This is a genomic window from Tabrizicola caldifontis (assembly GCF_004762095.1).
In the GTDB taxonomy this organism is placed as follows: Bacteria; Pseudomonadota; Alphaproteobacteria; order Rhodobacterales; family Rhodobacteraceae; genus Tabrizicola; species Tabrizicola caldifontis.
Genome location: NZ_SIJH01000013.1, coordinates 95,565 through 116,797, shown reverse-complemented (window position 1 = coordinate 116,797; position 21,233 = coordinate 95,565). Strand labels below are relative to the sequence as shown.

Sequence of the window (21,233 nt, the reverse complement as noted above, 5' to 3'; positions counted from 1 at the left end):
CCGTCATTGTTTTCGAACGCGGCGGAAGCAGTCCCCGCCTTTGCAAGCGGTCGGGGGCTTAGGCGAGGAACCAGGGGGCGGTCTACCGCTGTTGCCAAAAAGCAACGCTTTTGGCCGATCTTTCGGCGGAATCTCGCCGAAAAATGCGACCCAAACCTCAAGTCCTTCCGGCAATCAGCTGTTTTTGAATGATGATTTTCGATCTTTCAAGGCAAGGTGCGCCGCAGCCAGCCGCGCCATTGGCACACGGTAGGGCGAGCAGGAGACATAATCGAACCCGGCCCTGCGGCAGAAGGCGATCGATTCCGGGTTGCCGCCGTGTTCACCACAGATGGACAATGTCAGGTCTTTCCGCGTTCTGCGGCCACGTTCCGCACCAATCAGCAGCAACTCTCCAACCCCGTCTACATCAAGGATGTGGAAGGGGTCTTCGGGAAAGACCCCCTGCCGGACATAGGTGTTCATGAACCGCCCTGCGTCGTCGCGGCTGAGGCCATAGGTCATCTGCGTCAGGTCGTTGGTGCCGAAGGACAGGAAGGCCGCGTGCTGGGCGATGTCACCCGCCCGAAGCGCCGCGCGCGGGGTTTCGACCATGACACCCAGCTTGTAGTCGAAACCGGCCCCCGCCCTGGTGCGCACCATGGCGGCGACGGCGTCGATCCGGGTCTTGATCAGCTCCACCTCGCGGCGCGCGCTGACCAGCGGGATCATGATCTCGGGCACGACCGGCGCGCCGCGGCGGGCCGATTCCAGCGTCGCCTCGAAGATCGCCTGGACCTGCATGTCGTAGATCTCCGGCAGCACCACCCCCAGCCGCACCCCGCGCATACCGAGCATCGGATTGACCTCGGTCAGCGCCTCGGCCCGGCGGGTGACTTCGGACAGGGGGCGATCCAGAGCCTCGGCCAGCTCGCGCAGGCCCTCGCGCGTCTGGGGCAGGAATTCGTGCAGCGGCGGGTCGAACAGGCGGATGCAGACCGGCAGGCCCTGCATGATTTCAAAGAGTTGCACGAAATCCGCCCGCTGCATCGGCAGAAGCCGCGCGAGCGCCGCGGCACGGTCGCCAGGCGCGTCGGCAAAGATCATCTCGCGCATCACGACCAGGCGGTCCTCGTCGAAGAACATATGTTCGGTGCGGCACAGGCCGATGCCTTCCGCCTCGAACTTGCGCGCGGTCTCGGCGTCAGCGGGGGTGTCGGCATTGGCGCGGATTCCGATGTCGCGCACCTCGTCGGCCCAGGCAAGCAGCCGGCGGAAGCTGTCATCCAGCGCCGGGGGCAGCATGATGGCCGCGCCTGCCAGCGCTTCGCCCTTCGACCCGTCCAGCGTCACCACGTCGCCCTCGCGGAACACCCGACCATCGGCCGTGGTGAGCTTGCGGTCGCGCGCATCCAGCCGCATGTCGCTGGCCCCCACCACGCAGGGCAACCCCAGCCCGCGTGCGATCACCGCAGCATGGCTGGTCATGCCGCCGCGTTCGGTCAGCACAGCCGCCGCCGAATGCATCCCGCGGATATCCTCGGGCGAGGTTTCGCGGCGCACCAGGATGCAGGGTTCACCCCGCGCCGCTGCCGCCTGCGCGGCGGATGAGGAGAACACCAGAACCCCGGTGGCCGCCCCCGGCGAGGCGGCGATCCCGCGCGCGATCACGTCGCGATTCCCGCGCGGATCGACCTGATGGTGAAGCAATTCGGAAAGCGCCTGCGGCTCGACCCGCAGGACTGCCTCGTTACGTTCGATCACCCCATCCTCGGCCAGCGCCACCGCGATGCGCAGCCCCGCCCGCGCCGACCGCGGCACCTTTACTGCATCCAGCACCGCCAGACGGCCGTCCTCGACGGTGAATTCGATCTGCATCTCCTCGCGCAGCCGGGCCCGGCAGATGGCGCCGTATGCGACCAGCTTTTCAAAGATCTCGGGGGCCACGTCCTCCAGCGAGGGGCCGCGCGGATCGCGGGTCAGATACAGCGCCTCTGTCGTCTTCAGCGCGTCCCGGCCCTGGCTCTGGCCCAGATAGCGCCCGGTAATCTGCGGCTGGCCGGTAACCGGATCGACGAACTGGATCACGCCACTGCCGCTGATCCCCTGCCCGATGCCCTGGGCCATCTCCTGCACCACAAGGCCCAGCGCCGCCTCTTCCGGGGCGCCCTTGGCCTGACGCAGCAGCCGGGCAGAGGTGCCTTCCCATGCCCGTGCCATGCTGCGCAACACCTCCGACAACTGCCGCGCGGGATCCTGGGGGAAGGGTTCGTCAGTCTCGACCTCGTATTCGCGCAAGGCATCGCGCAGGGCGCCGGGGCCTGGCTTGAGGCCGTCGAAGACCTCCGGGTCAAGCCGGGCCACATGAATCGCATAGGCCTGCACGAAGCGCAGATACAGCGCATCCGCTGCCTGTTCGCCATGGGTTTCGGCCAGACGGGCATGGCGCTTGGCGTTCAGCCCGATGTTCAGGATCGTCGCGGGCCCGCCCCAGTCTGGGTTTGCCGGCGAGGGGCGCACGGAAATCAGCGGCCCGTCACCGAAATGGTTTAGGATACCTGCCGCATCCACCCCGTGCCCCGCCGCGATCGCGCGAACGGTCGAGGCGGGCAGCGCGACCGACTTCGGCACCGGCAGATCCAGCCGGACCAGCCGCTGCAGGCATTTCGCCCGCCAGCCATGCGTGGCCGTCGCGATCTGCGCGCCTGGCGTGATCTGGGCGAATTCGGCGATGGGATCGTGTTTCTGCACCGCAGCACCCCTGTATTCAGGCGCAGCATACGCCGATTGCCCTGTCACGCAAGCGTGACATGGCAGGACGACGATGAATCCTTGGGCAGTCCGCAAACCGCCAGTCGCGGGTGCCTCCCCCCCCTCCGTGGGAAGGGGATGAGGGTGGGGGGCGATCAGCCCTCGATACGGCTCAGATCGGCAACGCCGGAACAGACCGCGCGGATGCGGTTGAGCAGGTTCAGCCGGTTGCGCCGCACCACCGGGTTGTCGCTGTTCACCTGCACGGCGGTGAAGAAGGCGTCGATGGGCGCGCGCAGGCCGGCCATGGCGGCCATGGCCCCGGCGAAATCCTCGGCCGCCATCGCCGGCCCGATCCGCGCCTCGGCCGCGTCGAGAGCGGCAAACAGCGCGCGTTCCTCCGCCGTTTCCGCGAATTTCGCTTCCGCGCCGAAGGAATACTCGACCCCATCCTTCGCCTCGGCCTGGGCCAGGATGTTGTTCGCCCGTTTGAACCCCTGCAGCAGGTTCGCCCCGTCCTCGGTCTTGAGCGTTTCGGACAGCGCCGTTGCCCGCTTCACCAGCAGCGTCAGGTCGTCGCTACCGGGCATGGCAAGGCAGGCGTCGATGACATCGTGCCGGATGCCCTGGTCCTTGAGATGGACCTTGAGACGGTCGTGGAAGAAGAAGAGAAGGTCGAGCGCGGCCGACATTCCATGCGGACCTGCGGCGGGATGCCGGGCGATGCCCCCGGCCACGATCTCGGCCAGCGAGGCCCGCACCCCATTCCCCAGCACCAGCCGGATCACCCCCAGCGCAGCGCGGCGCAGGGCGAACGGGTCCTTCGACCCCGTCGGCTTCTCGTCGATGGCCCAGAACCCGGTCAGCGTGTCGATCTTGTCGGCCAGAGCCACGGCGACCGACACCGGCTCCACCGGCACCGCGTCGCCCTCGCCCTTCGGCCGCCAGTGGTCCCGCGCGGCATCGGCGACCGCAGGCTTCTCCCCGGCCTCCAGCGCGTAATAGCGGCCCATCACGCCCTGCAACTCGGGAAACTCGCCCACCATCGCCGAGCGCAGGTCCAACTTCGCCAGGCGCGCCGCGCGCTCGGCGTCAGCAGGATCCGCACCCACCAGCGGCGCGATCTCGCGCGCCAGCGCCGCAATCCGCTCGATCCGCTCGGCCTGAGACCCCAGCCTGTTGTGGAAGGTCACGGCCTTCAGCCCCTCGACCCACTCGACCATCCCGGCCTTCGCCACGCGCAGGTCGTTCTCCCAGAAGAACTTCGCGTCCGACAGCCGCGCAGCCAGCACCTTCTGGTTCCCCTTCAGGATCACCTCGCCGCCGTCCGCGGCCTCGATGTTGGCGACCGTCACGAAGCCCTCGATCCGGCCCGTCCTGGGGTTCCGCACCGAGAAGAACTTCTGATGCTCCTTCATCGAGGTCTGCAGGACCTCGGGCGGCAAGGACAGGAAGTCGTCCGCGATCCGCCCCATCAGCGGCACCGGCCATTCCACCAGCCCCGCGACCTCGGTCAGCAGGCCGGGGTCGGGCACGACCTCCATCCCGGCGGCAAAGGCCAGGTTCTGCGCGCCCTGCCAGATCGCCGCCTCGCGTTCGGCGCTGTCCAGCACCACCTTCGCGCGCTTGAGCTTCACCAGGTAATCATCGAACCCCGTGACCGTGAACCGGCCCATCCCCATGAAGCGGTGGCCCTCGGTCGTGTTCCCCGCAACGATGCCGTCCACCTCCAGCGGCACGACATGCGCCCCGCCCTCGTCCGACAGGATGCACAGGATCGACTGCAAGGGCCGCACCCAGCGCAAGGAGCCCGACCCCCAGCGCATCGACTTCGGCCAGGGGAAATTGCGGATCGTTGTTTCCAGCACCTCGGCCACGATCTCGGGCGCCTTGCGGCCGGGCCTCTCGATCACGGCATAGAAGGTCTCGCCCTTCTTGTCGGCGCGGCGTTCCAGCTGGTCGAGGGTCAGGCCGGTGGACCGCAGGAAGCCCTCGATCGCCTGCTGCGGCGCCGTGGTGGCCGGCCCTTTCCGTTCCTCGCGCACCGGGCGGCTTTCGGCCGTCAGCCCCTCGACCGACAGGACCAGCCGGCGCGGGGTGGAGAAGGCCCCGGCCGAGGCATAGGTGAGCCCGGCCTCGACCAGCCCGTCGGTGACCAGCTTCCGCAAATCCTCGCGCGCGCGGGCTTGCATCCGGGCCGGGATTTCCTCGGAGAAGAGTTCGATCAGAAGGTCGGGCATGTCATCGGTTCCAGCGAGCAAATCAGATCCAGTCGAGGTTGACGCGGGTCGGCGGGTAAGCTTCGGCTACGGCAGCACGCAAGGCGTCGAACCGGGACCTCAACTCCTTGAACTTGCGCTCGTGGGTTTCCGCGACCGTCAGTTGGATATCGTCGAAGAGCCGCTCGCGCAGCATGGCCTCAAGAAGCTCGAGTTCCGCTCCCTCGATATCCAGCTTGACGAAGGTCACCCGCCCGTGGGCCATCACCAGCCCGCGCAGGAAGGCCGGAAAGTCGACCTGCGGCACGTTGATCGCCTCACCTTCTGCGATGTTGTGGCCTCCGGTGACCACCGTGCTCTTGACAGACGCCAGATCGGGGTTTGCATCCCAGTTCGCCGCACGCATCAATCGCACCGATCCCGCAGTCGTGCCCACGGCCGCGGCATGGACATGTACGTTGTCGGCCCCGGCAAAGCGATCGCGCAGCTTGGCAAGATTATAGGGATCTGGCTCGAAGGCGTGCACGACGGCCCCGGTCGCGGCCAGGGGAGCGGTCACATCGCCCTGGTTTGCTCCGCAATCCACGACGACATCACCTGGGCGCAGCATCGACAGGATACCGGACAGCAGACCCTCGGCCCGGGCATGGCGCAAATCGCGCTTGTGGCGGCGCTTCAGCTTTCTCAGGGCGTCGTCGTCCTCGGCCATCGTCAGTCCTTCAGACTGCTGTTGGTCTGATGCCAGGCATAGGCGCGGCCGTCGGCAAAGACGGCCACCACACGGTCAACGCCTGGGCGGATGTCGGGTTCCGACAGGAACGCCAGCGCCTCACCCGTCTCCAGCGCGCGGCCGATGGCCTCGGCGTCGAAACAGGGAAAGTTGGAGGGCGCGACCAGGGGCACAGCGCCCTCATAGGGGCGGTAGGTCTCGGTCAGCATGGCCAGCGTGAGGGGCGTGGTGAAGCAGGCGCGGAACTTTATCGGGGACGAGGGTGCGTCGATCCCCTGGATGTCATTGGCGACGATGGCCTCCGGCTGGTCGCCGTTCAGCGGCACCAGCCGGATTTCCTGCCCCGGCGTGAAGGCCACCGGCTCGTAAAAGGCCCGCTCGGCGGTGTACCAGAGGGCCGCACCCCCGATGACGGCGGTCAGAAGGATCACGGCCACGGCGATCTTGCCCACATTCACAGGTCCGCCCCCGCCTCGGTCTGCCGGAAGGCGTCGGCGCATTTCTTCGCCAAGGCCCGAACCCGGCCGATATAGGCCTGCCGTTCGGTGACCGAGATCACGCCCCGCGCGTCCAGAAGGTTGAACAGGTGGCTTGCCTTGATCGTCTGGTCATAGGCCGGGTGCGCCATGACGATGCGCTTGCCCGATTTCGGGTCGTCCGGCGCGAAGGCCAGCAGACGCTCGCATTCGGCCTCGGCATCCTCGAAATGCCGGAACAGCATCTCGGTCGTGGCGCCATCGAAGTTGTGGCGGCTGTATTCCTCTTCCGTCTGGCGGAAGACATCGCCATAGGTCAGAGGAATTGGCGCATCCGGGTCGTTGAACGGCATCTCCATCACATGGTCGATGCCCATCACATACATCGCCAGCCGTTCCAGGCCATAGGTCAACTCGCCCGACACCGGCTTGCAGTCGTGCCCGCCGACCTGCTGGAAATAGGTGAACTGCGAAACCTCCATGCCGTCGCACCAGACCTCCCAGCCCAGGCCCCAGGCGCCAAGCGTCGGGCTTTCCCAATCGTCCTCGACAAAGCGGATGTCGTGCAGGTCAAGGTCGATGCCGATGGCGCGCAGGCTTCCCAGATAAAGGTCCTGCAGATCGGGCGGGCTGGGTTTGATGATGACCTGATACTGGTAATAGTGCTGCAGGCGGTTCGGGTTCTCGCCATAGCGTCCGTCGGTCGGGCGGCGCGACGGCTGGACATAGGCCGCCGCCCAGGGCTTCGTGCCCAGCGACCGCAGCGTGGTCGCCGGGTGAAAGGTGCCCGCGCCTACCTCCATGTCATAGGGTTGCAGGACCGCGCAGCCCTTCGACGCCCAATAGGATTGCAGGCGCAGGATGATCTCCTGAAAGCTGCGGGGCGTGGTCGTCTCATGCGTCATGGCGCACCCTTGCGATTGGCCGGTAGGGAAGGTCGCGCCTTCCCTACCCACTGGCAGGATAAGGGTCAATTCCGGAATGACCCGTCGCAACCCCGCCCGATTGTGACCGGGCCGGGTCGGTTCCACCCTTGCCGCAGCGGCGCGGTTGTCTAATGTCGCGCGAAACACGCAGCCAAAGCGCAGGATCCGCCCAGTGACCTTTCGTGTGCCTCTTCGTCCCCTTGCCGCCTGCCTTCTGCTTATGGTCCTCATGGCCTTGCGGCCCCATCCGGGGCAGGCGCAGGAAGGGCAGGTCTGGGTCCAGATCGAGGCACAGCCGACCCGCGCCGAGGCCGAGGCCCGCGCCCGCGTCTATGCCGAACGGTTCCCCGAAACCCAGGGCTACCTGCTGCGCTCGGGCTGGTATGGCATCATGATCGGTCCCTATCCCGCCGACGAAGGCAACCGGCGCCTGAATGATCTGAAACGGTCGCGTGCCATCCCGGCCGACAGTTTCATCGCCTTCTCCAGCAACTTCGGCGAACAATACTGGCCGCCCGCCGGGGCCGCGGCACCAGAGGCGGTCACTCTTGCCCCCGAACCCGGAAACCCGGTGCCGGAAATTGCCGTCCCTGCCCCCGAACCTGCGGCAATCGCCGACGAAACCCGCACCGAAGCCCGCGACAGCGAGTCGCTTCTGACCGAGGAGCAGCGCAAGGAACTGCAGGTGGCGCTGCAGTGGTTCGGCTTCTACCAGGGTGGCATCGATGGCGCCTTCGGACCGGGTACCCGCAATTCGATGTCCGCCTGGCAGCAGGCGCAGGGCATGCTGGAACCAACCGGCATCCTGACCAGCCGCCAGCGCGCGAAACTGTTGCAGGACTACCGCGACGAGACCGCCGCCTTCGGCTTTGCCCGGTTGGACGAGCCCGAAGCCGGAATCAGCATCACCCTGCCCCTTGGCCTGGTCGAGTTCGACCATTACGAACCGCCCTTCGTCCACTTCCGGCCCCGGCAGGACGCGGGGCCCCGGATCGTCCTGATCTCGCAACCTGGCGACCAGGCGGCCCTTGCCGGGCTTTACGAGATGGTTCAGACGCTGGATGCCGTGCCGCTGACCGGCGAGCGGCAGCTTGGTGAACGCAGCTTCCGCATCCGCGGCACGTCGGACCGGGTGGATACCACGGTCTTTGCCGAACTTCGGGGCGGGCTGATCAAGGGCTGGATGCTCATCTCGGCGCCCGGAAACGGGGAACGTGATGCGCGCATCCTGCAGGCCATGGAACAGAGCTTCACCATGACCGGCACCCGTGCCCTTGACCCCGGAATGGTTCCTCTTGCTGCCGAGACAAAGGCGGGGCTTCTGTCGGGGCTCGACGTGCGCAAGCCGCGCTTCAGCCGTTCGGGCATTTTCGTTTCGGGCGAGGGGATGGTGCTGACCACGACCGAGGCCGTCACCGGATGCGGGCGCATCACGCTGGACCGGCAGACCGAAGGCCAGGTGGTACTGACCGACGCTGCCGCCGGACTGGCTGTCGTGAGGCCGAAAACCCCACTGGCGCCGCGCAAGGTGGCCAGCTTGCAGACCGGGCCGGAAAGGCCTGGGACAGAGGTGATGGTCGCCGGCTATTCCTATGAGGACCGCCTTCCTGCCCCGGTAATGACCTTCGGCACCCTCGATGAGCTGACCGGCCTGAACGGAGAAACGGGCATCAAGCGGCTGTCCGTGCAGGCGATGCCCGGCGACACCGGCGGGCCGGTGCTGGATGCCACGGGCGCGGTGATCGGGGTTCTGCTGCCCGGCGGCGGGCCCGAAGGCAAGGTTCTGCCGCCCGGCACCTTCTTTGCCGCCACGGGCGCCGAGGTCGCGCGGGTGCTGACCGCGGGGGGCATCGCCCCGACCGAAGCCCGTGCGCAGGGCGCCCTGCCGCCCTATGACCTCTCGGAACTTGGCGCCGGGATGACGGTCCTCGTCTCCTGCTGGGACTGATCGGCACCTGCGGCGCTTGCGCCCTGCCCCCTTGCGGCGTAAGGGGGCGGCGTCCCCGAAGTCCGCCGCGAAGGTGCCCGCATGATCCCGCGCTATTCCCGCCCCGAGATGGTGGCGATCTGGTCCCCTGAAACCCGCTTCCGCATCTGGTTCGAGATCGAGGCCCACGCTTGCGACGCCCAGGCCGCCCTTGGCGTGATCCCCAAGGAAAATGCCGAAGCCGTCTGGCGCGCAAAGGACGTGCCCTTCGACGTGGCCCGCATCGACGAGATCGAGGCGGTCACGAAGCACGATGTCATCGCCTTTCTCACCCATCTGGCCGAAATCATCGGCAATGAAGAGGCGCGCTTCGTCCATCAGGGGATGACCTCGTCGGACGTGCTGGACACGACCTTCAACATCCAGCTTGTCCGTGCCGCAGACCTGCTGCTCAACGGCCTCGACCGGGTGCTCGCCGCGCTGAAGGCGAGGGCCTACGAACACAAGGACACCATCCGCATCGGCCGCAGCCACGGCATTCATGCCGAGCCCACGACGATGGGCCTGACCTTCGCCCGTTTCTATGCCGAGATGAAGCGCAACCGGGAACGGCTTGAAAACGCGCGGAAGGAAGTCTCCACCGGGGCGATTTCCGGCGCGGTCGGCACCTTCGCCAACATCGACCCGCGGGTCGAGGAACATGTGTGCAAGATGTTGGGCCTGGTTCCCGAACCGATCAGCACCCAGGTGATCCCCCGCGACCGCCACGCCATGTTCTTCGCCACACTTGGCGTGATCGCCTCCAGCATCGAAAACGTGGCCATCGAGATCCGCCACATGCAGCGCACCGAGGTTCTGGAGGCCGAGGAGTATTTCTCGCCCGGCCAGAAGGGATCGAGCGCGATGCCGCACAAGCGCAACCCGGTGCTGACCGAAAACCTGACCGGCCTTGCGCGCCTTGTCCGGATGGCCGTGACCCCTGCGCTGGAGAATGTGGCGCTCTGGCACGAACGCGACATTTCGCATTCATCGGTCGAACGGATGATCGGCCCCGACACCACGATCACGCTGGATTTCGCCCTGCACCGGCTGGCCGGGGTGATCGAGAAGCTGGTGGTCTATCCCGAAAACATGTTGAAGAATCTCAACAAGTTCAAGGGACTGGTCATGTCCCAGCGCGTGCTTCTGGCCCTGACCCAAGCCGGCGTTTCGCGCGAGGATGCCTATCGCCTGGTGCAGCGCAACGCCATGAAGGTCTGGGAAAAGGGTGCCGACTTCAAGGCCGAGTTGCTTGCCGACCCCGAGGTGACGGCCGTGCTTTCCCCGGCCGAGATCGAGGAGAAGTTCGACCTCGGCTACCATACCAAACACGTCGATACCATCTTCGCCCGGGTCTTCGGCAGCTGACGGAAGCGTGATCCGGCCTGCGGCGCGGGGTCGCGGTTTTCGCTGCTTGATTGCGATCGGTCCGTGCTACCTTTCAGGGACGCGCCGACGCCAATCGCATCGGATCCGTCTGAACCCCGAACCGACAGGAGGACGACCATGAAGATCGCACTGACCCTCTCCGCGCTTGCCCTCTCGCTGACGCCGGCGCTGGCCTATTCGGGCTGTCCGGGCAAGGAAAGGCAGGAAACCGCGGCATCCTGCATGCCGGGCTATACCTGGGATGCCGAAAAGGGGACCTGCATCGCCACACCTTCCAGCTGAATTCCAGCACCGCTAAGCCTGCATTAACCTGCGGCAGCGAAGCTTCGGGCATCTGAATCGCCAGGGGTGCCCATGCCGCAGGATCTTGTCCCCCTCTCTCGCACAGCGCCTGACCGAAGTGTGGCGTCTTCCTCGTGCCGCGTTCTGACGGCGCGACAGAAGGCGGCAGTCATCGTCCGCTACCTGCTGACACAGGGCACGACCCTGCCGCTGGCCTCGCTTCCCGAACACATGCAGGCCGCGCTGGCCGAACAGATGGGTAAGATGCGCCTGATCGACCGCGCCACCCTTGATGAGGTTGTGGCAGAATTCCTGGCCGAACTCGATTCAGTCGGCCTTGCCTTTCCCGGCGGGATAGAGGGGGCACTGTCGATGATGGACGGCCACATCTCGCAGTCGGCCGCCTCGCGCCTGCGCCGCATGGCCTCTGCCTCATCCAGGATCGACCCCTGGGAACGTATCACAGCGCTGCCGTCAGACCGCCTGCTGCCGATCCTGATGGACGAGGCGGTAGAGATCGGGGCCGTCATGCTGTCGAAGCTTCCGGTCCCCAGGGCGGCGGAACTTCTGGGAAAACTGCCCGGCGAGCGCGCGCGGAGGGTTGCCCATGCGGTCTCAATGACCGGCAACGTCGATCCCGAAACCGTACGCCGGATTGGCGTGGCGCTGCTCAGCGAGCTCGACAATCAGCCGCCCCGCGCCTTCGACCGGGGACCGGTCGAACGGGTCGGGGCCATCCTGAATGTCGCTGCCTCGGCCACGCGCGACGGCGTGCTGAAGGGTCTGGATGCCGAGGACGCCGATTTCGCCGCCGAGGTACGCAAGGCGATCTTCACCTTCGCGCATATCCCCGCCCGCCTGCACCCGCGCGACGCGCCAAAGGTTACCCGAATGGTGGAACAGTCGCAGCTCGTCACCGCACTTGCCGCCGCCCAGGGCAGGCCCGAACTGGAAGAGGCCGCAGAATTCCTTCTGGCCAACATCTCGCAGCGCCTGGCCCAGGGTCTGCGCGAGGAAATCGCAACCCGCGGAAAGGTCAAGGAAAAGGACGGCGAAGCCGCCATGACCGCGATCGTCGCCGCGATTCGCGCGCTTGAGACAGCGGGCGACATCACCCTGATCCGCGAGGAGGAAGACTGATGCGACCGGGGGCCGCTGCCGCCCCCGGCCTGGTGCCGGAATCGTCTAGAACCGGTAGTCCAGTCGCAGGGCAAACTCGCGGTTGTCGATGTCGATTGCGCTTCCGTCGAAGTCGTCCTTCTTCTCTACAAGGTATTCGACGCCAGCGACCAACCGCCCCTGCGCCCCGAAGGCAAAGCGGGCGCCAATGCCGTAGGCCGTGGCGGTATCGGACGCTGTGTCGCCACCTTCGTCGAGCTTCATGTCGGACACGCCGATGAATGCATAGGGCAGGACGCGTCCTGCATCGAAACCACCGATCAGCTTCAGCCGCGTCGAACTGACCGAAGCGTCCGTGATGTCCTCCAGATCGGAGGTCGAATAGGAAAGCTCTCCGCCCACAACGAAGCGACCCAGGTCATGCAGATAGCCGGCCTGAACGCCAAACCCCTGCGTGTCGTAACTTATGGTCCCGTCATCGATGCTGCCCATCGTAAGGGCCAGACCGGCATAGAACCCCGTCCAGTCATAGCTGGGTGCAGCCGGCGCAACCGGAGCCGCGACCACCGGCTCGCTTGCGACCACCACCGGCCCACCCGCACTGGCCGGTCCGGCCGCAAGGACGAGGCAGGCAATTGCAAGACTTCTGGTATTCATCATGACGCCCTCCGAAATTCGCTTCTCAATATGATGAAGAGTACATGAATCGGTACATGACGCAAAGTCAGTCATTCCCTGCAACCGACTGTCTTGCCCAGGGCCTCTTGCCCGGATCGCTTGCGGTCCTGTCGCCATGTCTCTAGCGTCTCGGCCGATGCGACAGCCCTCTTCCCTTTCTCATGTGACGCGCGGCGTCGCCCTGATGATCCTGGCGATCTTCCTCTTTACCGCGATGGATGCGACCGCCAAGGGCCTGATCGAGCGTTACCCCGCGCCGCAAGTGATCTGGGTGCGCTTCATCGGCCAGCTTCTGCTGGTGATCGTGATCCTGCGGCAGCATCTAGGCCCGATGCTGCGCACGCGGTTTCCCGTGCTGCATTTCTGGCGCTCGGCCTCGCAGTTCGGCGCAACCACGTTCTTCTTCCTGTCGCTGCCCCACATCGGGCTGGCCGAGGCCACCGCGATCGCCGACATCAACCCGGTGCTCATCACACTGGGGGCGGCGCTGTTCCTGGGGGAAAGGCTTGGGCCGCGGCGGGTCGCCGGGGTTGTCGCCGCGCTGATCGGCGCCCTGATCGTGATCAGGCCTGGGGCGGGCGTCTTCACCTGGTGGGCGCTGCTGCCCCTGTGCTGTGCGCTGTCCTATGCGGCCTCGGCCTTGCTGACCCGCAAGATCGGGGCGCAGGAAAGCGTCTGGGCCTCGATGGTCTATGCCGCGCTATTCGGCAGCATCGTCGCCGGCGCCGCCCTGCCCTTCGTCTGGCAACCGATTTTGACCGCGGACCTCTGGCGCTTCGGGCTGATCGCCTGCCTGGGAACCGGGGCCCAGCTGTGCATCATCCGCAGCTTTTCGATCACCGAGGCCTCGATTGTCGCCCCCTTCGCCTATCTGGGAATAGTCTTCGCCACCTTTTGGGGCATCGCCCTATACGACCAGTGGCCCGACCGCTGGACGGTGATCGGTGCGCTTGTGATCGTGGGGGCGGGGCTCTATGTCTGGCAGCGCGAAACAAGGGCTGCCCGCTCCGCCTGACCATGGCCGAACCGACCTTCTCCTTGCGCCACTGGACGCAGGACCGCGCGTTGCGCGGCCTGATCTGGCTGCTTCTGCGCCTGCCCTACCGCTGGCGGGTGCCACTGTGCGGCTGGGTTCTGTCGCGGATCATCGCGCCCGTCGCGGGCTATCGCCGGCGCATCCGCGACAATCTTGCCCTGGTGCTGCCCGACCTGCCCAAGGCCGAGGTCGAACGCATTGTCCTTGCGGTGCCCGACAATGTCGGCCGCACGGTGATCGAAATCTACTCGGGCTCCGAATTCATCGCCCATGCCGTCAGCCACCCCCTGACGGGCGGTGGCGTCGCCGCACTGGAAGAAGCGCATCGCCAGGGGCGCCCGGTGATCCTGGTGACCGGCCACTTCGGCAACTACGACGCCAGCCGCGCAGCCCTGATCGCGCGCGGCTATCGGGTGGGTGCGCTCTACATGCCGATGGCCAACCGCTACTTCAACGAACATTACGTCAAGGCGATCTCGGGGATCGGCACACCCCTGTTTCCCCGCGGCCGGGCAGGCCTGGCCGACATGGTGCGGCACCTGCGGTCGGGCGGCATGCTGGGGATGCTGGTCGATCAGCACATGCATCACGGCGAGCAACTCAGCTTCTTTGGCCGTCCTGCGCTGACCGCGCTTTCGGCGGCGGAGCTGGCGCTGAAGTATGACGCCCTGCTGGTGCCGACCTATGCGGTGCGGTTGCCGGACGGGCTTTCGTTCGAGATCATCGTGGAACCACCCATCCCGCGCGGCACGCCCGAGGCGATGACCCAGGCGCTGAACGACAGCCTCGAGGCGCTGGTGCGTCAGCACATCGACCAGTGGTTCTGGATCCACCGCCGCTGGAAGGGGGCTGGCAAGGCACGACAGCGCATCAACATGAAGCCCCGGCCATAAAGGCGGGCACCGCGCCAGAAGGGTTTCAGTCCACCCGCGCCGCGGCAAGAATCGCCGCCGGACCCGCCGTCTGCAAGATCACGGCCCCCGGCTCGTCGCCGCCGTAGGGCGCCACCAGCTCCAGCGGCTCCTGACCGGCCCAGTCGGCTACAGCTTCCCATGAGGTCACGATATTGTGGTAGGTCATCGTCCGTCCCGCATTCTCGCCGCGTTCGATGGTCACGGTTTCCTGCGGCTTGTAGCGCACGAGCTGCACCCGCACCGGCTCTTTCAATGGTGGGTCTGCCTCGGCCCGGATCACGATGCTCTCGCCTTCGCGCGTCACGCTCAGCCGCACCGGCGTCGTGGCCTTGAGGTGGGCGCGCAGCCGCTCGGCCGTCTTGTCGGGCGCGAAGCCCTCGATCCGGTCCTGCCCGCCGATGATCAGCTGCGGCGTGTAGATCGTGCGTGACCCCACCGCCTTGGCATAGGCGCGCTGGCGGTCGGTGAATTTCGGATGCGCGAACTTGTCGGCCCAGCCGATATAGTCCCAGTAATCGACATGCAGCGCCAGCGGCAGGATTCGCGGGTCGGAGGCCAGCATCGCGACGAATTCGTCGGCCGGCGGGCAGGAGGAACAGCCTTGCGAGGTGTAAAGTTCCACCACCACCACCTGTTCTGCCGCAACCGGGGCTGCCGCCGCCAGACACAAGCCGAAGGCGGCGCTGACGAAATGTCGCATGTCGCGTATCCTGATCCCTTTATCCCCTCGCGTGTTATAGGGAAGCCACCATGCCCCTGCCAATCAAGGTTTTGCGAGAGATCCGACACATGCCCCGCGAGATCCCGCATTCAGGGACTGGATAATCGGCATACAATTGCATACAATGACGCCAGAAGCCGCCTTTCCCGAAGGAGCCACCCGATGACCGTCACAGTTGGACACGACCTGTCGAAGACCCGCAAGACCCTGACCGCGGGCGGACAGACCGTCAGCTACTATTCGATCCCCGCCGCCGAGGCCGCAGGCCTGGGCGAGTTCGCCAGGCTTCCCGCCAGCCTCAAGGTGGTGCTGGAAAACATGCTGCGGTTCGAAGATGGAAAGACCGTAACCGTCGATGACATCAAGGCCTTTTCCGACTGGGGCAGGAACGGCGGCCAGAACCCGCGCGAAATCGCCTATCGCCCGGCGCGCGTGCTGATGCAGGACTTCACCGGCGTTCCGGCGGTGGTGGACCTTGCGGCCATGCGTGACGGCATCAAGGGCCTGGGCGGCGACGCGCAGAAGATCAACCCGCTGGCGCCGGTCGATCTGGTCATCGACCACTCGGTGATGATCGACGAATTCGGCCACCCCCGCGCCTTCCAACTGAACGTGGACCGCGAGTATGAGCGGAACATGGAACGCTACGTCTTCCTGAAATGGGGGCAGAAGGCATTCAACAACTTCCGCGTCGTGCCGCCCGGCACGGGCATCTGCCACCAGGTGAACCTGGAATACCTGGCGCAGACCGTCTGGACTGACACCGACCAGAACGGCGAGATGGTCGCCTACCCCGACACGCTGGTCGGCACCGACAGCCACACCACCATGGTCAACGGCCTGGCCGTCCTTGGCTGGGGCGTGGGCGGGATCGAGGCCGAGGCCGCGATGCTGGGCCAGCCGGTTTCCATGCTGATCCCCGAGGTCGTGGGCTTCAAGCTGACTGGCGAGATGCGCGAGGGCACCACGGCGACTGACCTGGTGCTGAAGGTCGTGCAGATGCTGCGCAAGCACGGCGTGGTGAACAAGTTCGTCGAATTCTACGGACCCGGCCTTGATCACCTGCCGCTCGCCGACCGCGCTACCATCGCCAACATGGCCCCCGAATACGGCGCGACCTGCGGCTTCTTCCCGATCGACGGCGAAACCCTGCGCTATCTGCGCCAGACCGGCCGTGACGAGGGCCGCATCGCCCTGGTCGAGGCCTATGCCAAGGCGAACGGCATGTGGCGGGACGAGAATTACGATCCCATCTACACCTCGACCCTGCATCTGGACATGGGCGAGATCGTGCCTGCAGTCTCGGGTCCGAAACGCCCGCAGGACTACACGCCGCTGAATCTGGCCGCACGCTCGTTCGGCAAGGTCGTGGCGGAATACCGCGGGATCGACATTTCGGCCGATGCCAAGGACATGGCTGACGAGGGCCCCGTCGCCACGAAGCCGGTCGAGATTGCCAAGACCGCAGCGGTGGAAGGCGAAGGCTACAAGCTGCGCGACGGCTCGATCGTGATCGCCTCGATCACATCCTGCACGAATACCTCAAACCCCCATGTGATGATCGGCGCGGGGCTGGTGGCGCGCAAGGCGCGCGCTCTTGGCCTGACGCGCAAGCCCTGGGTCAAGACCTCGCTCGCGCCGGGGTCGCAGGTGGTGTCCGAATACCTGAACGCAGCGGGCCTGCAAGAGGATCTGGATGCCATCGGCTTCAATCTGGTCGGCTACGGCTGCACCACCTGCATCGGCAACTCGGGCCCCCTGCAGCCCGAGATCTCCAAGGCGATCAACGACAACGATCTGGTGGCTGCGGCGGTCCTGTCCGGCAACCGCAACTTCGAGGGCCGTATCTCCCCGGATGTTCGCGCGAACTACCTCGCTTCGCCGCCGCTCGTTGTCGCCTATGCGCTGGCGGGCGACATGAACATCGACCTGACCACCGAACCGCTTGGCACCGGGAAGGACGGCAAGCCTGTCTATCTGCGCGACATCTGGCCCACGAACAAGGAAATCGCCGATCTGGTCCACGCGACCGTGACGCGCGAGGCCTTCCAGAAGAAATACGCCGATGTGTTCAAGGGCGATGCGAAATGGCAGGCGGTCGAGGTGACGGACAGCGAAACCTATGACTGGCCGCCGACCTCGACCTACATCCAGAATCCGCCCTATTTCCGGGGCATGTCGAAGACCAAGGGGGCCATCCGCAATGTGACCGGCGCGCGCATCCTGGCGCTTCTGGGCGACATGATCACGACCGACCACATCAGCCCGGCCGGCAGCTTCAAGCCGAACACCCCTGCCGGCAAGTATCTGATCGAACGCGGCGTGCCGGTCAGCGAGTTCAACAGCTACGGCGCCCGGCGCGGCAACCACGAGGTGATGATGCGCGGCACATTCGCCAACATCCGCATCAGGAACGAGATGCTGGATGGTGTCGAGGGCGGCTATACCATCGGCCCAGATGGCAAGCAGACTTCGATCTTCGAGGCCTCGATGGCATATCAGGCGCAGGGCACGCCGCTGGTCGTGATTGGCGGCATCGAATACGGGGCGGGCTCCAGCCGTGACTGGGCGGCCAAGGGCACAGCACTTCTGGGTGTGAAAGCCGTCATCGCCGAAAGCTTCGAGCGCATCCACCGCTCGAATCTCGTCGGTATGGGCGTGATCCCGTTCGAATTCACCCCTGGCGAAAACCGCAAGACGCTGGGCCTGAAGGGCGACGAGGTGATCAGCATCGAGGGGCTGGAAGGCGATCTGAAGCCGCTCAGCCTGGTTCCCTGCCACATCACCTATGCCGATGGCACCAAGAAGACCATCCAGATCAAGTGCCGCATCGATACCGCCATCGAGATCGAATACGTCGAAAACGGCGGCGTCCTGCACTATGTCCTACGGAACCTCGCCGCAGCCTGAATTGGCAAACGGACGGTTTCCATGACAAAGGCCCGGGGCGACCCGGGCCTTAATCTTTCCTTCGGGCATCCGGAGGTGTCTACGCGCCACCGCTTACGCAAGAAAGGTCCGCGCATGCGCTTTCCCACCCCGCGCCTTGTCGGTCGCACTGCGCCGTCGCCATGCCCCACGGCGTAGCAGCCTGCCGGCGGCAGAGCTATACGTGAGCACAGCCATCGCCGCCCCCTGTCATCGCCGCCCTTGTCGGCGTTCCACGGGGCGGGCAGGCTACCGGGTGGGCAGGCCGTCTGGATGCTCCGGCCCCCTCAATCCCCGCCCGCGAGCGCCTTTTCCAGCGCCGGCACGAAGCGCGTCTCGTAGTCGGTGCCGACCAGCGGCCCGACGAAGCGGAACAGGACCGTCCCGTCGCCACCGATGATGAAGGTCTCCGGCGGGGCAGTCACGCCCCACTCCACACGGTTGCGTCCGTTCGGGTCGGTCGCCACGGCGATGAAGGGGTTGCCCTCTTCTGCCAAATAGGCCCGCGCCTTGGCATCGTCGTCCATCATGTTCACGCCCGCAACGCGCACGCCGTCAGCCGCCATCTTCAACAGCACCGGATGTTCCGCCCGGCAAGGCGGACACCATGTGGCCCAGAAATTGACCACCGTCACCTCGCCCGTGCGCAAGTCGGCATCGGTCAGCTGCGGCACACCTGAAAGGCCCGTCGCAGGCAGCACCGGCGCCGGCCGTCCGACAAAAACCGAAGGCAATTCGCCCGGGTTTTCACGCTGCATGCCAAAATAGAACATCCCCGCCAGCCCCGCGAACAGGACCGGCGGCAGCACCATAAGCCACCTAGCCATCCGTCTTCCCCTGCCGCGCCTCGACCTCGTCCAGTGCGCGCTTGGTCCGCGCGCTCTGCCACAGCGACAGCGCCACCAGCCCCGCGATCAGCAACGCCGTTGCCGCATAGGACGCCAGCACCGCAAAGGCATACTTCCCCAGATCCGGCATCACGCCACCCTCTCCCGCGCCAGAAGCGCCTTCAGCCGCCGCGCGCGGATTTCCGTTCGCGTCCGCATCAGGACGAGGGTGACGAACAACAGGACAAAGCCCGCGATGCACACCAGGAGCGGCACCCAGAACACGTTCGAAACATTTTCTTCCCTGTCCAGGCTCAGCGAGGCACCCTGATGCAACCCCTGGTTCCAGAAATTCACCGCATAGCGCGACAAAAGCGCAAAGACCGATCCCACAAGGCACAGGATCGAGGTCAGGTCTGCCGCTGTATCGGGGTTCTCGATCGCTTCCCACAGCGCGATGTAGCCCAGATAAAACAGGCACAGGATCAGGAACGAGGTCAGCCGCGGATCCCAGGCCCACCAGGTGCCCCACATCGGCTGACCCCAGAGTGCGCCGGTGACCAGCGCGACAAGGGTGAAGGTCAACCCGATGGGCGCTGCGGCCTTGGCTGCCAGCGCACTGACATGGTGCCGCCGCACGATCCAGATGAGCGAGGCCACCAGCATCATGACCCAGGCATTGATCGCCATCATCGCCGACGGAACATGCAGGTAGATGATCTTGACGGTGGACCCCTGCTTGTAATCGTCCGGCGTGAAGAAGAAGCCCCAGACCAGCCCCACGACCAGACAGGCCACGGTCAGCCCGACCGCCCAGGGCAGAACCCAGGCCGAGGTCTGCATGAACTTCTTCGGATTGGCATATTCCCAGATCGACATGGCCCGTCGCCTATCCCCTTCACCTGCCCTGCTCAACTCACCTTCCCGCGAAACGTTAGCGCAAATTGACGCGGAGCGCCGCCGCTGCCGCGAATGGCAACAACGCCACCCCCCCCAGACTGATCGCCGCCAGCAGCGCCAGTGGGGTGCCCAGGGCCATGCCCTCGGCCCCGCGCCGCACCACCTCGGCCCCGAAAATCAAGGTCGGGACATACAGCGGCAGGACCAGCAGGCTAAGCAAAAGGCCGCCGCGCTTCAGCCCGACGGTAAGGGCCGCGCCAAAGGCGCCGACGATCGACAGGGTCGGCGTGCCCAGCAGAAGGCTCAGCACCAGCCAGCCGTAGGCCGCCGGCGCCAGGTTCAAAAGGACCCCCAGCCCCGGCGCCATCAGGGTCAGCGGCAGCCCCGTCACCAGCCAGTGCGCCATGGCCTTGACCGCGACCACCGCCTCAAGCGGGATTGGCGAGGTCGCCAGCAGATCCAGCGAACCGTCCTCGTGATCCAACGCGAAGATCCGGTCCAGCGACAGAAGGCAAGCCAGAAGCGCCCCCACCCACAGGATCCCGGGCGCGATCCGGCCCAGCGTGCCGCCCTCGGCGCCGACGCCCAGCGGAACAAGCACCGCGAGGATCAGGAAAAAGGCCAGCCCCAGGCCGAAGCCGCCCCCGGTCCGCATCGCCAGCCGCACATCACGCAGCAGAAGCGCCCTCATGCGAAAGCCTCGTCGAACCCGTCACGGACCATGATGCGCACCCGGTGCGGGTCGAGGTCCTGCACCCGCGCCTCGGGCAACCCCAGATCGACATGCGTCGCGATGATTGCCGCCCCACCCCCGGCCAGATGCCCGCGCACCGCGCCTGCGAACAGTGCAACCGAGGCGACGTCCAGGCTGACGGTCGGCTCGTCCAGAAGCCAAAGGGGGCGCCCGGTGACCAACAAGCGTGCCAGGCCCAGCCGCCGCTTCTGCCCGGCCGACAACTCTCCTGCCCGGCGGCGGACCAGGGCGGCAAGGTCCATCGCCTGAACCGCAGGGCCGATGTCCGGCCCGCCGTAGATCGCAGCCCAGAACGCAAGGTTCTCTGCCACGGTCAGTGTCGATTTCAATCCGTCGGCATGGGCGGCATAGGCGATGGTCTCGGGCGCAAGGTCGATCTCGCCCGCAGTTGGCGGCTGCAAACCGGCCAGCGTGCGCAAGAGCGTGGTCTTGCCCGACCCGTTCGGCCCGCGCAGGATCAGCGCCTCGCCCGGTGCCACGGCAAAGCCCAGCCCCTGCAGGACAGTCACCCCACCCCGTGCCACCGCCAGATTGCGCACCCCGATCACCATGGAACGCAGGCCTAACCCAAGGCGGCCCCGCCGAAAAGGGGCATGGTCATCCGCCGCGCGCGACCCTATGTCTTGCGCGCAAGCAAG

Annotated in this window: 19 protein-coding genes; 7 read left to right on the top strand and 12 right to left on the bottom strand. The window is 66.1% G+C overall.

Going from position 1 to position 21,233, the window contains the following annotated elements; translation table 11 throughout:
* Positions 1 to 174: 174 nt before the first annotated feature.
* From EYB42_RS12505 to EYB42_RS12485, 5 genes are all read right to left on the bottom strand, one after another.
* Positions 175 to 2,730: a putative PEP-binding protein gene (locus tag EYB42_RS12505; protein WP_135450450.1), complete on the bottom strand. Its 2,556-nt coding sequence runs from the start codon at positions 2,728 to 2,730 to the stop codon at positions 175 to 177.
* 155 nt (positions 2,731 to 2,885) lie between these two features.
* On the bottom strand, positions 2,886 to 4,970 hold the full coding sequence (gene glyS, locus EYB42_RS12500; protein ID WP_135450449.1) for a glycine--tRNA ligase subunit beta: 2,085 nt from the start codon (positions 4,968 to 4,970) through the stop codon (positions 2,886 to 2,888).
* A 22-nt stretch (positions 4,971 to 4,992) separates the two neighbouring features.
* Positions 4,993 to 5,658: an FkbM family methyltransferase gene (locus EYB42_RS12495; protein ID WP_135450448.1), complete on the bottom strand. Its 666-nt coding sequence runs from the start codon at positions 5,656 to 5,658 to the stop codon at positions 4,993 to 4,995.
* Between the two features lie 2 nt (positions 5,659 to 5,660).
* Positions 5,661 to 6,137: a DUF6446 family protein gene (locus tag EYB42_RS12490; RefSeq protein ID WP_135450447.1), complete on the bottom strand. Its 477-nt coding sequence runs from the start codon at positions 6,135 to 6,137 to the stop codon at positions 5,661 to 5,663.
* Positions 6,134 to 7,060: a glycine--tRNA ligase subunit alpha gene (locus EYB42_RS12485; RefSeq protein WP_135450446.1), complete on the bottom strand. Its 927-nt coding sequence runs from the start codon at positions 7,058 to 7,060 to the stop codon at positions 6,134 to 6,136. The genes EYB42_RS12490 and EYB42_RS12485 overlap by 4 nt, the downstream gene beginning before the upstream one ends.
* Before the next feature lie 193 nt (positions 7,061 to 7,253).
* On the opposite strand from EYB42_RS12485, the gene EYB42_RS12480 reads away from it, so the two are divergent.
* From EYB42_RS12480 to EYB42_RS12470, 4 genes are all read left to right on the top strand, one after another.
* The gene (locus EYB42_RS12480; protein WP_135450445.1) at positions 7,254 to 9,029 is read left to right on the top strand and encodes a trypsin-like peptidase domain-containing protein; all 1,776 of its coding nucleotides are present in this window, start codon (positions 7,254 to 7,256) and stop codon (positions 9,027 to 9,029) included.
* Between the two features lie 81 nt (positions 9,030 to 9,110).
* On the top strand, positions 9,111 to 10,415 hold the full coding sequence (gene purB / locus EYB42_RS12475) for an adenylosuccinate lyase (protein ID WP_135450444.1): 1,305 nt from the start codon (positions 9,111 to 9,113) through the stop codon (positions 10,413 to 10,415).
* Between the two features lie 138 nt (positions 10,416 to 10,553).
* Positions 10,554 to 10,718, top strand: a complete 165-nt coding sequence (locus EYB42_RS17385) for a hypothetical protein (RefSeq protein WP_167851014.1) — start codon at positions 10,554 to 10,556, stop codon at positions 10,716 to 10,718.
* Between the two features lie 72 nt (positions 10,719 to 10,790).
* Positions 10,791 to 11,858: a flagellar motor switch protein FliG gene (locus EYB42_RS12470; RefSeq protein ID WP_135450443.1), complete on the top strand. Its 1,068-nt coding sequence runs from the start codon at positions 10,791 to 10,793 to the stop codon at positions 11,856 to 11,858.
* A 45-nt stretch (positions 11,859 to 11,903) separates the two neighbouring features.
* On the opposite strand, the gene EYB42_RS12465 is transcribed toward EYB42_RS12470, so the two are convergent.
* Positions 11,904 to 12,497, bottom strand: a complete 594-nt coding sequence (locus tag EYB42_RS12465) for an outer membrane protein (protein ID WP_167851013.1) — start codon at positions 12,495 to 12,497, stop codon at positions 11,904 to 11,906.
* A gap of 154 nt (positions 12,498 to 12,651) precedes the next feature.
* Here EYB42_RS12465 and EYB42_RS12460 point away from each other — a divergent pair, with 154 nt between their 5' ends.
* Both EYB42_RS12460 and EYB42_RS12455 read left to right on the top strand, forming a co-directional pair.
* Positions 12,652 to 13,530, top strand: a complete 879-nt coding sequence (locus tag EYB42_RS12460) for a DMT family transporter (RefSeq protein WP_240784145.1) — start codon at positions 12,652 to 12,654, stop codon at positions 13,528 to 13,530.
* A gap of 2 nt (positions 13,531 to 13,532) precedes the next feature.
* Positions 13,533 to 14,444 carry a lysophospholipid acyltransferase family protein gene (locus tag EYB42_RS12455; RefSeq protein ID WP_135450440.1) on the top strand — a complete coding sequence of 304 codons (912 nt, stop codon included), beginning with the start codon at positions 13,533 to 13,535 and terminating at the stop codon, positions 14,442 to 14,444.
* 25 nt (positions 14,445 to 14,469) lie between these two features.
* Here the strand turns inward: EYB42_RS12455 and EYB42_RS12450 are convergent, their stop codons facing one another.
* A complete protein-coding gene (locus EYB42_RS12450) occupies positions 14,470 to 15,165 on the bottom strand; it encodes a DUF1223 domain-containing protein (protein WP_135450439.1) in 696 nt (231 codons plus the stop codon).
* 183 nt (positions 15,166 to 15,348) lie between these two features.
* Here EYB42_RS12450 and acnA point away from each other — a divergent pair, with 183 nt between their 5' ends.
* The gene (gene acnA, locus EYB42_RS12445; RefSeq protein ID WP_135450438.1) at positions 15,349 to 18,096 is read left to right on the top strand and encodes an aconitate hydratase AcnA; all 2,748 of its coding nucleotides are present in this window, start codon (positions 15,349 to 15,351) and stop codon (positions 18,094 to 18,096) included.
* Between the two features lie 305 nt (positions 18,097 to 18,401).
* Here the strand turns inward: acnA and EYB42_RS12440 are convergent, their stop codons facing one another.
* Genes EYB42_RS12440 through ccmA form a run of 5 tightly spaced genes read right to left on the bottom strand, consistent with a single transcriptional unit; the run spans position 18,402 to position 21,146 of the window.
* The gene (locus tag EYB42_RS12440) at positions 18,402 to 18,941 is read right to left on the bottom strand and encodes a DsbE family thiol:disulfide interchange protein (protein WP_240784143.1); all 540 of its coding nucleotides are present in this window, start codon (positions 18,939 to 18,941) and stop codon (positions 18,402 to 18,404) included.
* Entirely contained in the window at positions 18,934 to 19,092 is a 159-nt protein-coding gene (ccmD, locus tag EYB42_RS12435) for a heme exporter protein CcmD (protein WP_371685753.1), read from the bottom strand. Before ccmD ends, EYB42_RS12440 begins: the two co-directional genes overlap by 8 nt.
* Complete coding sequence (locus EYB42_RS12430; protein WP_135450436.1) at positions 19,092 to 19,820, bottom strand: heme ABC transporter permease; 729 nt, start codon at positions 19,818 to 19,820, stop codon at positions 19,092 to 19,094. The genes ccmD and EYB42_RS12430 overlap by 1 nt, the downstream gene beginning before the upstream one ends.
* Before the next feature lie 55 nt (positions 19,821 to 19,875).
* Complete coding sequence (gene ccmB / locus EYB42_RS12425; protein ID WP_135450435.1) at positions 19,876 to 20,532, bottom strand: heme exporter protein CcmB; 657 nt, start codon at positions 20,530 to 20,532, stop codon at positions 19,876 to 19,878.
* Positions 20,529 to 21,146, bottom strand: a complete 618-nt coding sequence (gene ccmA / locus EYB42_RS12420; protein WP_135450434.1) for a heme ABC exporter ATP-binding protein CcmA — start codon at positions 21,144 to 21,146, stop codon at positions 20,529 to 20,531. Before ccmA ends, ccmB begins: the two co-directional genes overlap by 4 nt.
* Positions 21,147 to 21,233: the final 87 nt, after the last annotated feature.

Excerpts from the sequence above, each read along its gene's own strand:
- glyS (WP_135450449.1), bottom strand. The coding sequence starts at position 4,970 with ATGCCCGACCTTCTGATCGAACTCTTCTCCGAGGAAATCCCGGCCCGG.
- EYB42_RS12495 (WP_135450448.1), bottom strand. The coding sequence starts at position 5,658 with ATGGCCGAGGACGACGACGCCCTGAGAAAGCTGAAGCGCCGCCACAAG.
- EYB42_RS12485 (WP_135450446.1), bottom strand. The coding sequence starts at position 7,060 with ATGACGCATGAGACGACCACGCCCCGCAGCTTTCAGGAGATCATCCTG.
- purB (WP_135450444.1), top strand. The coding sequence starts at position 9,111 with ATGATCCCGCGCTATTCCCGCCCCGAGATGGTGGCGATCTGGTCCCCT.
- EYB42_RS17385 (WP_167851014.1), top strand. The coding sequence starts at position 10,554 with ATGAAGATCGCACTGACCCTCTCCGCGCTTGCCCTCTCGCTGACGCCG.
- EYB42_RS12470 (WP_135450443.1), top strand. The coding sequence starts at position 10,791 with ATGCCGCAGGATCTTGTCCCCCTCTCTCGCACAGCGCCTGACCGAAGT.
- EYB42_RS12465 (WP_167851013.1), bottom strand. The coding sequence starts at position 12,497 with ATGATGAATACCAGAAGTCTTGCAATTGCCTGCCTCGTCCTTGCGGCC.
- EYB42_RS12460 (WP_240784145.1), top strand. The coding sequence starts at position 12,652 with ATGCGACAGCCCTCTTCCCTTTCTCATGTGACGCGCGGCGTCGCCCTG.
- EYB42_RS12455 (WP_135450440.1), top strand. The coding sequence starts at position 13,533 with ATGGCCGAACCGACCTTCTCCTTGCGCCACTGGACGCAGGACCGCGCG.
- EYB42_RS12450 (WP_135450439.1), bottom strand. The coding sequence starts at position 15,165 with ATGCGACATTTCGTCAGCGCCGCCTTCGGCTTGTGTCTGGCGGCGGCA.
- acnA (WP_135450438.1), top strand. The coding sequence starts at position 15,349 with ATGACCGTCACAGTTGGACACGACCTGTCGAAGACCCGCAAGACCCTG.
- EYB42_RS12440 (WP_240784143.1), bottom strand. The coding sequence starts at position 18,941 with ATGGCTAGGTGGCTTATGGTGCTGCCGCCGGTCCTGTTCGCGGGGCTG.
- ccmD (WP_371685753.1), bottom strand. The coding sequence starts at position 19,092 with ATGCCGGATCTGGGGAAGTATGCCTTTGCGGTGCTGGCGTCCTATGCG.
- EYB42_RS12430 (WP_135450436.1), bottom strand. The coding sequence starts at position 19,820 with ATGTCGATCTGGGAATATGCCAATCCGAAGAAGTTCATGCAGACCTCG.
- ccmB (WP_135450435.1), bottom strand. The coding sequence starts at position 20,532 with ATGAGGGCGCTTCTGCTGCGTGATGTGCGGCTGGCGATGCGGACCGGG.
- ccmA (WP_135450434.1), bottom strand. The coding sequence starts at position 21,146 with ATGGTGATCGGGGTGCGCAATCTGGCGGTGGCACGGGGTGGGGTGACT.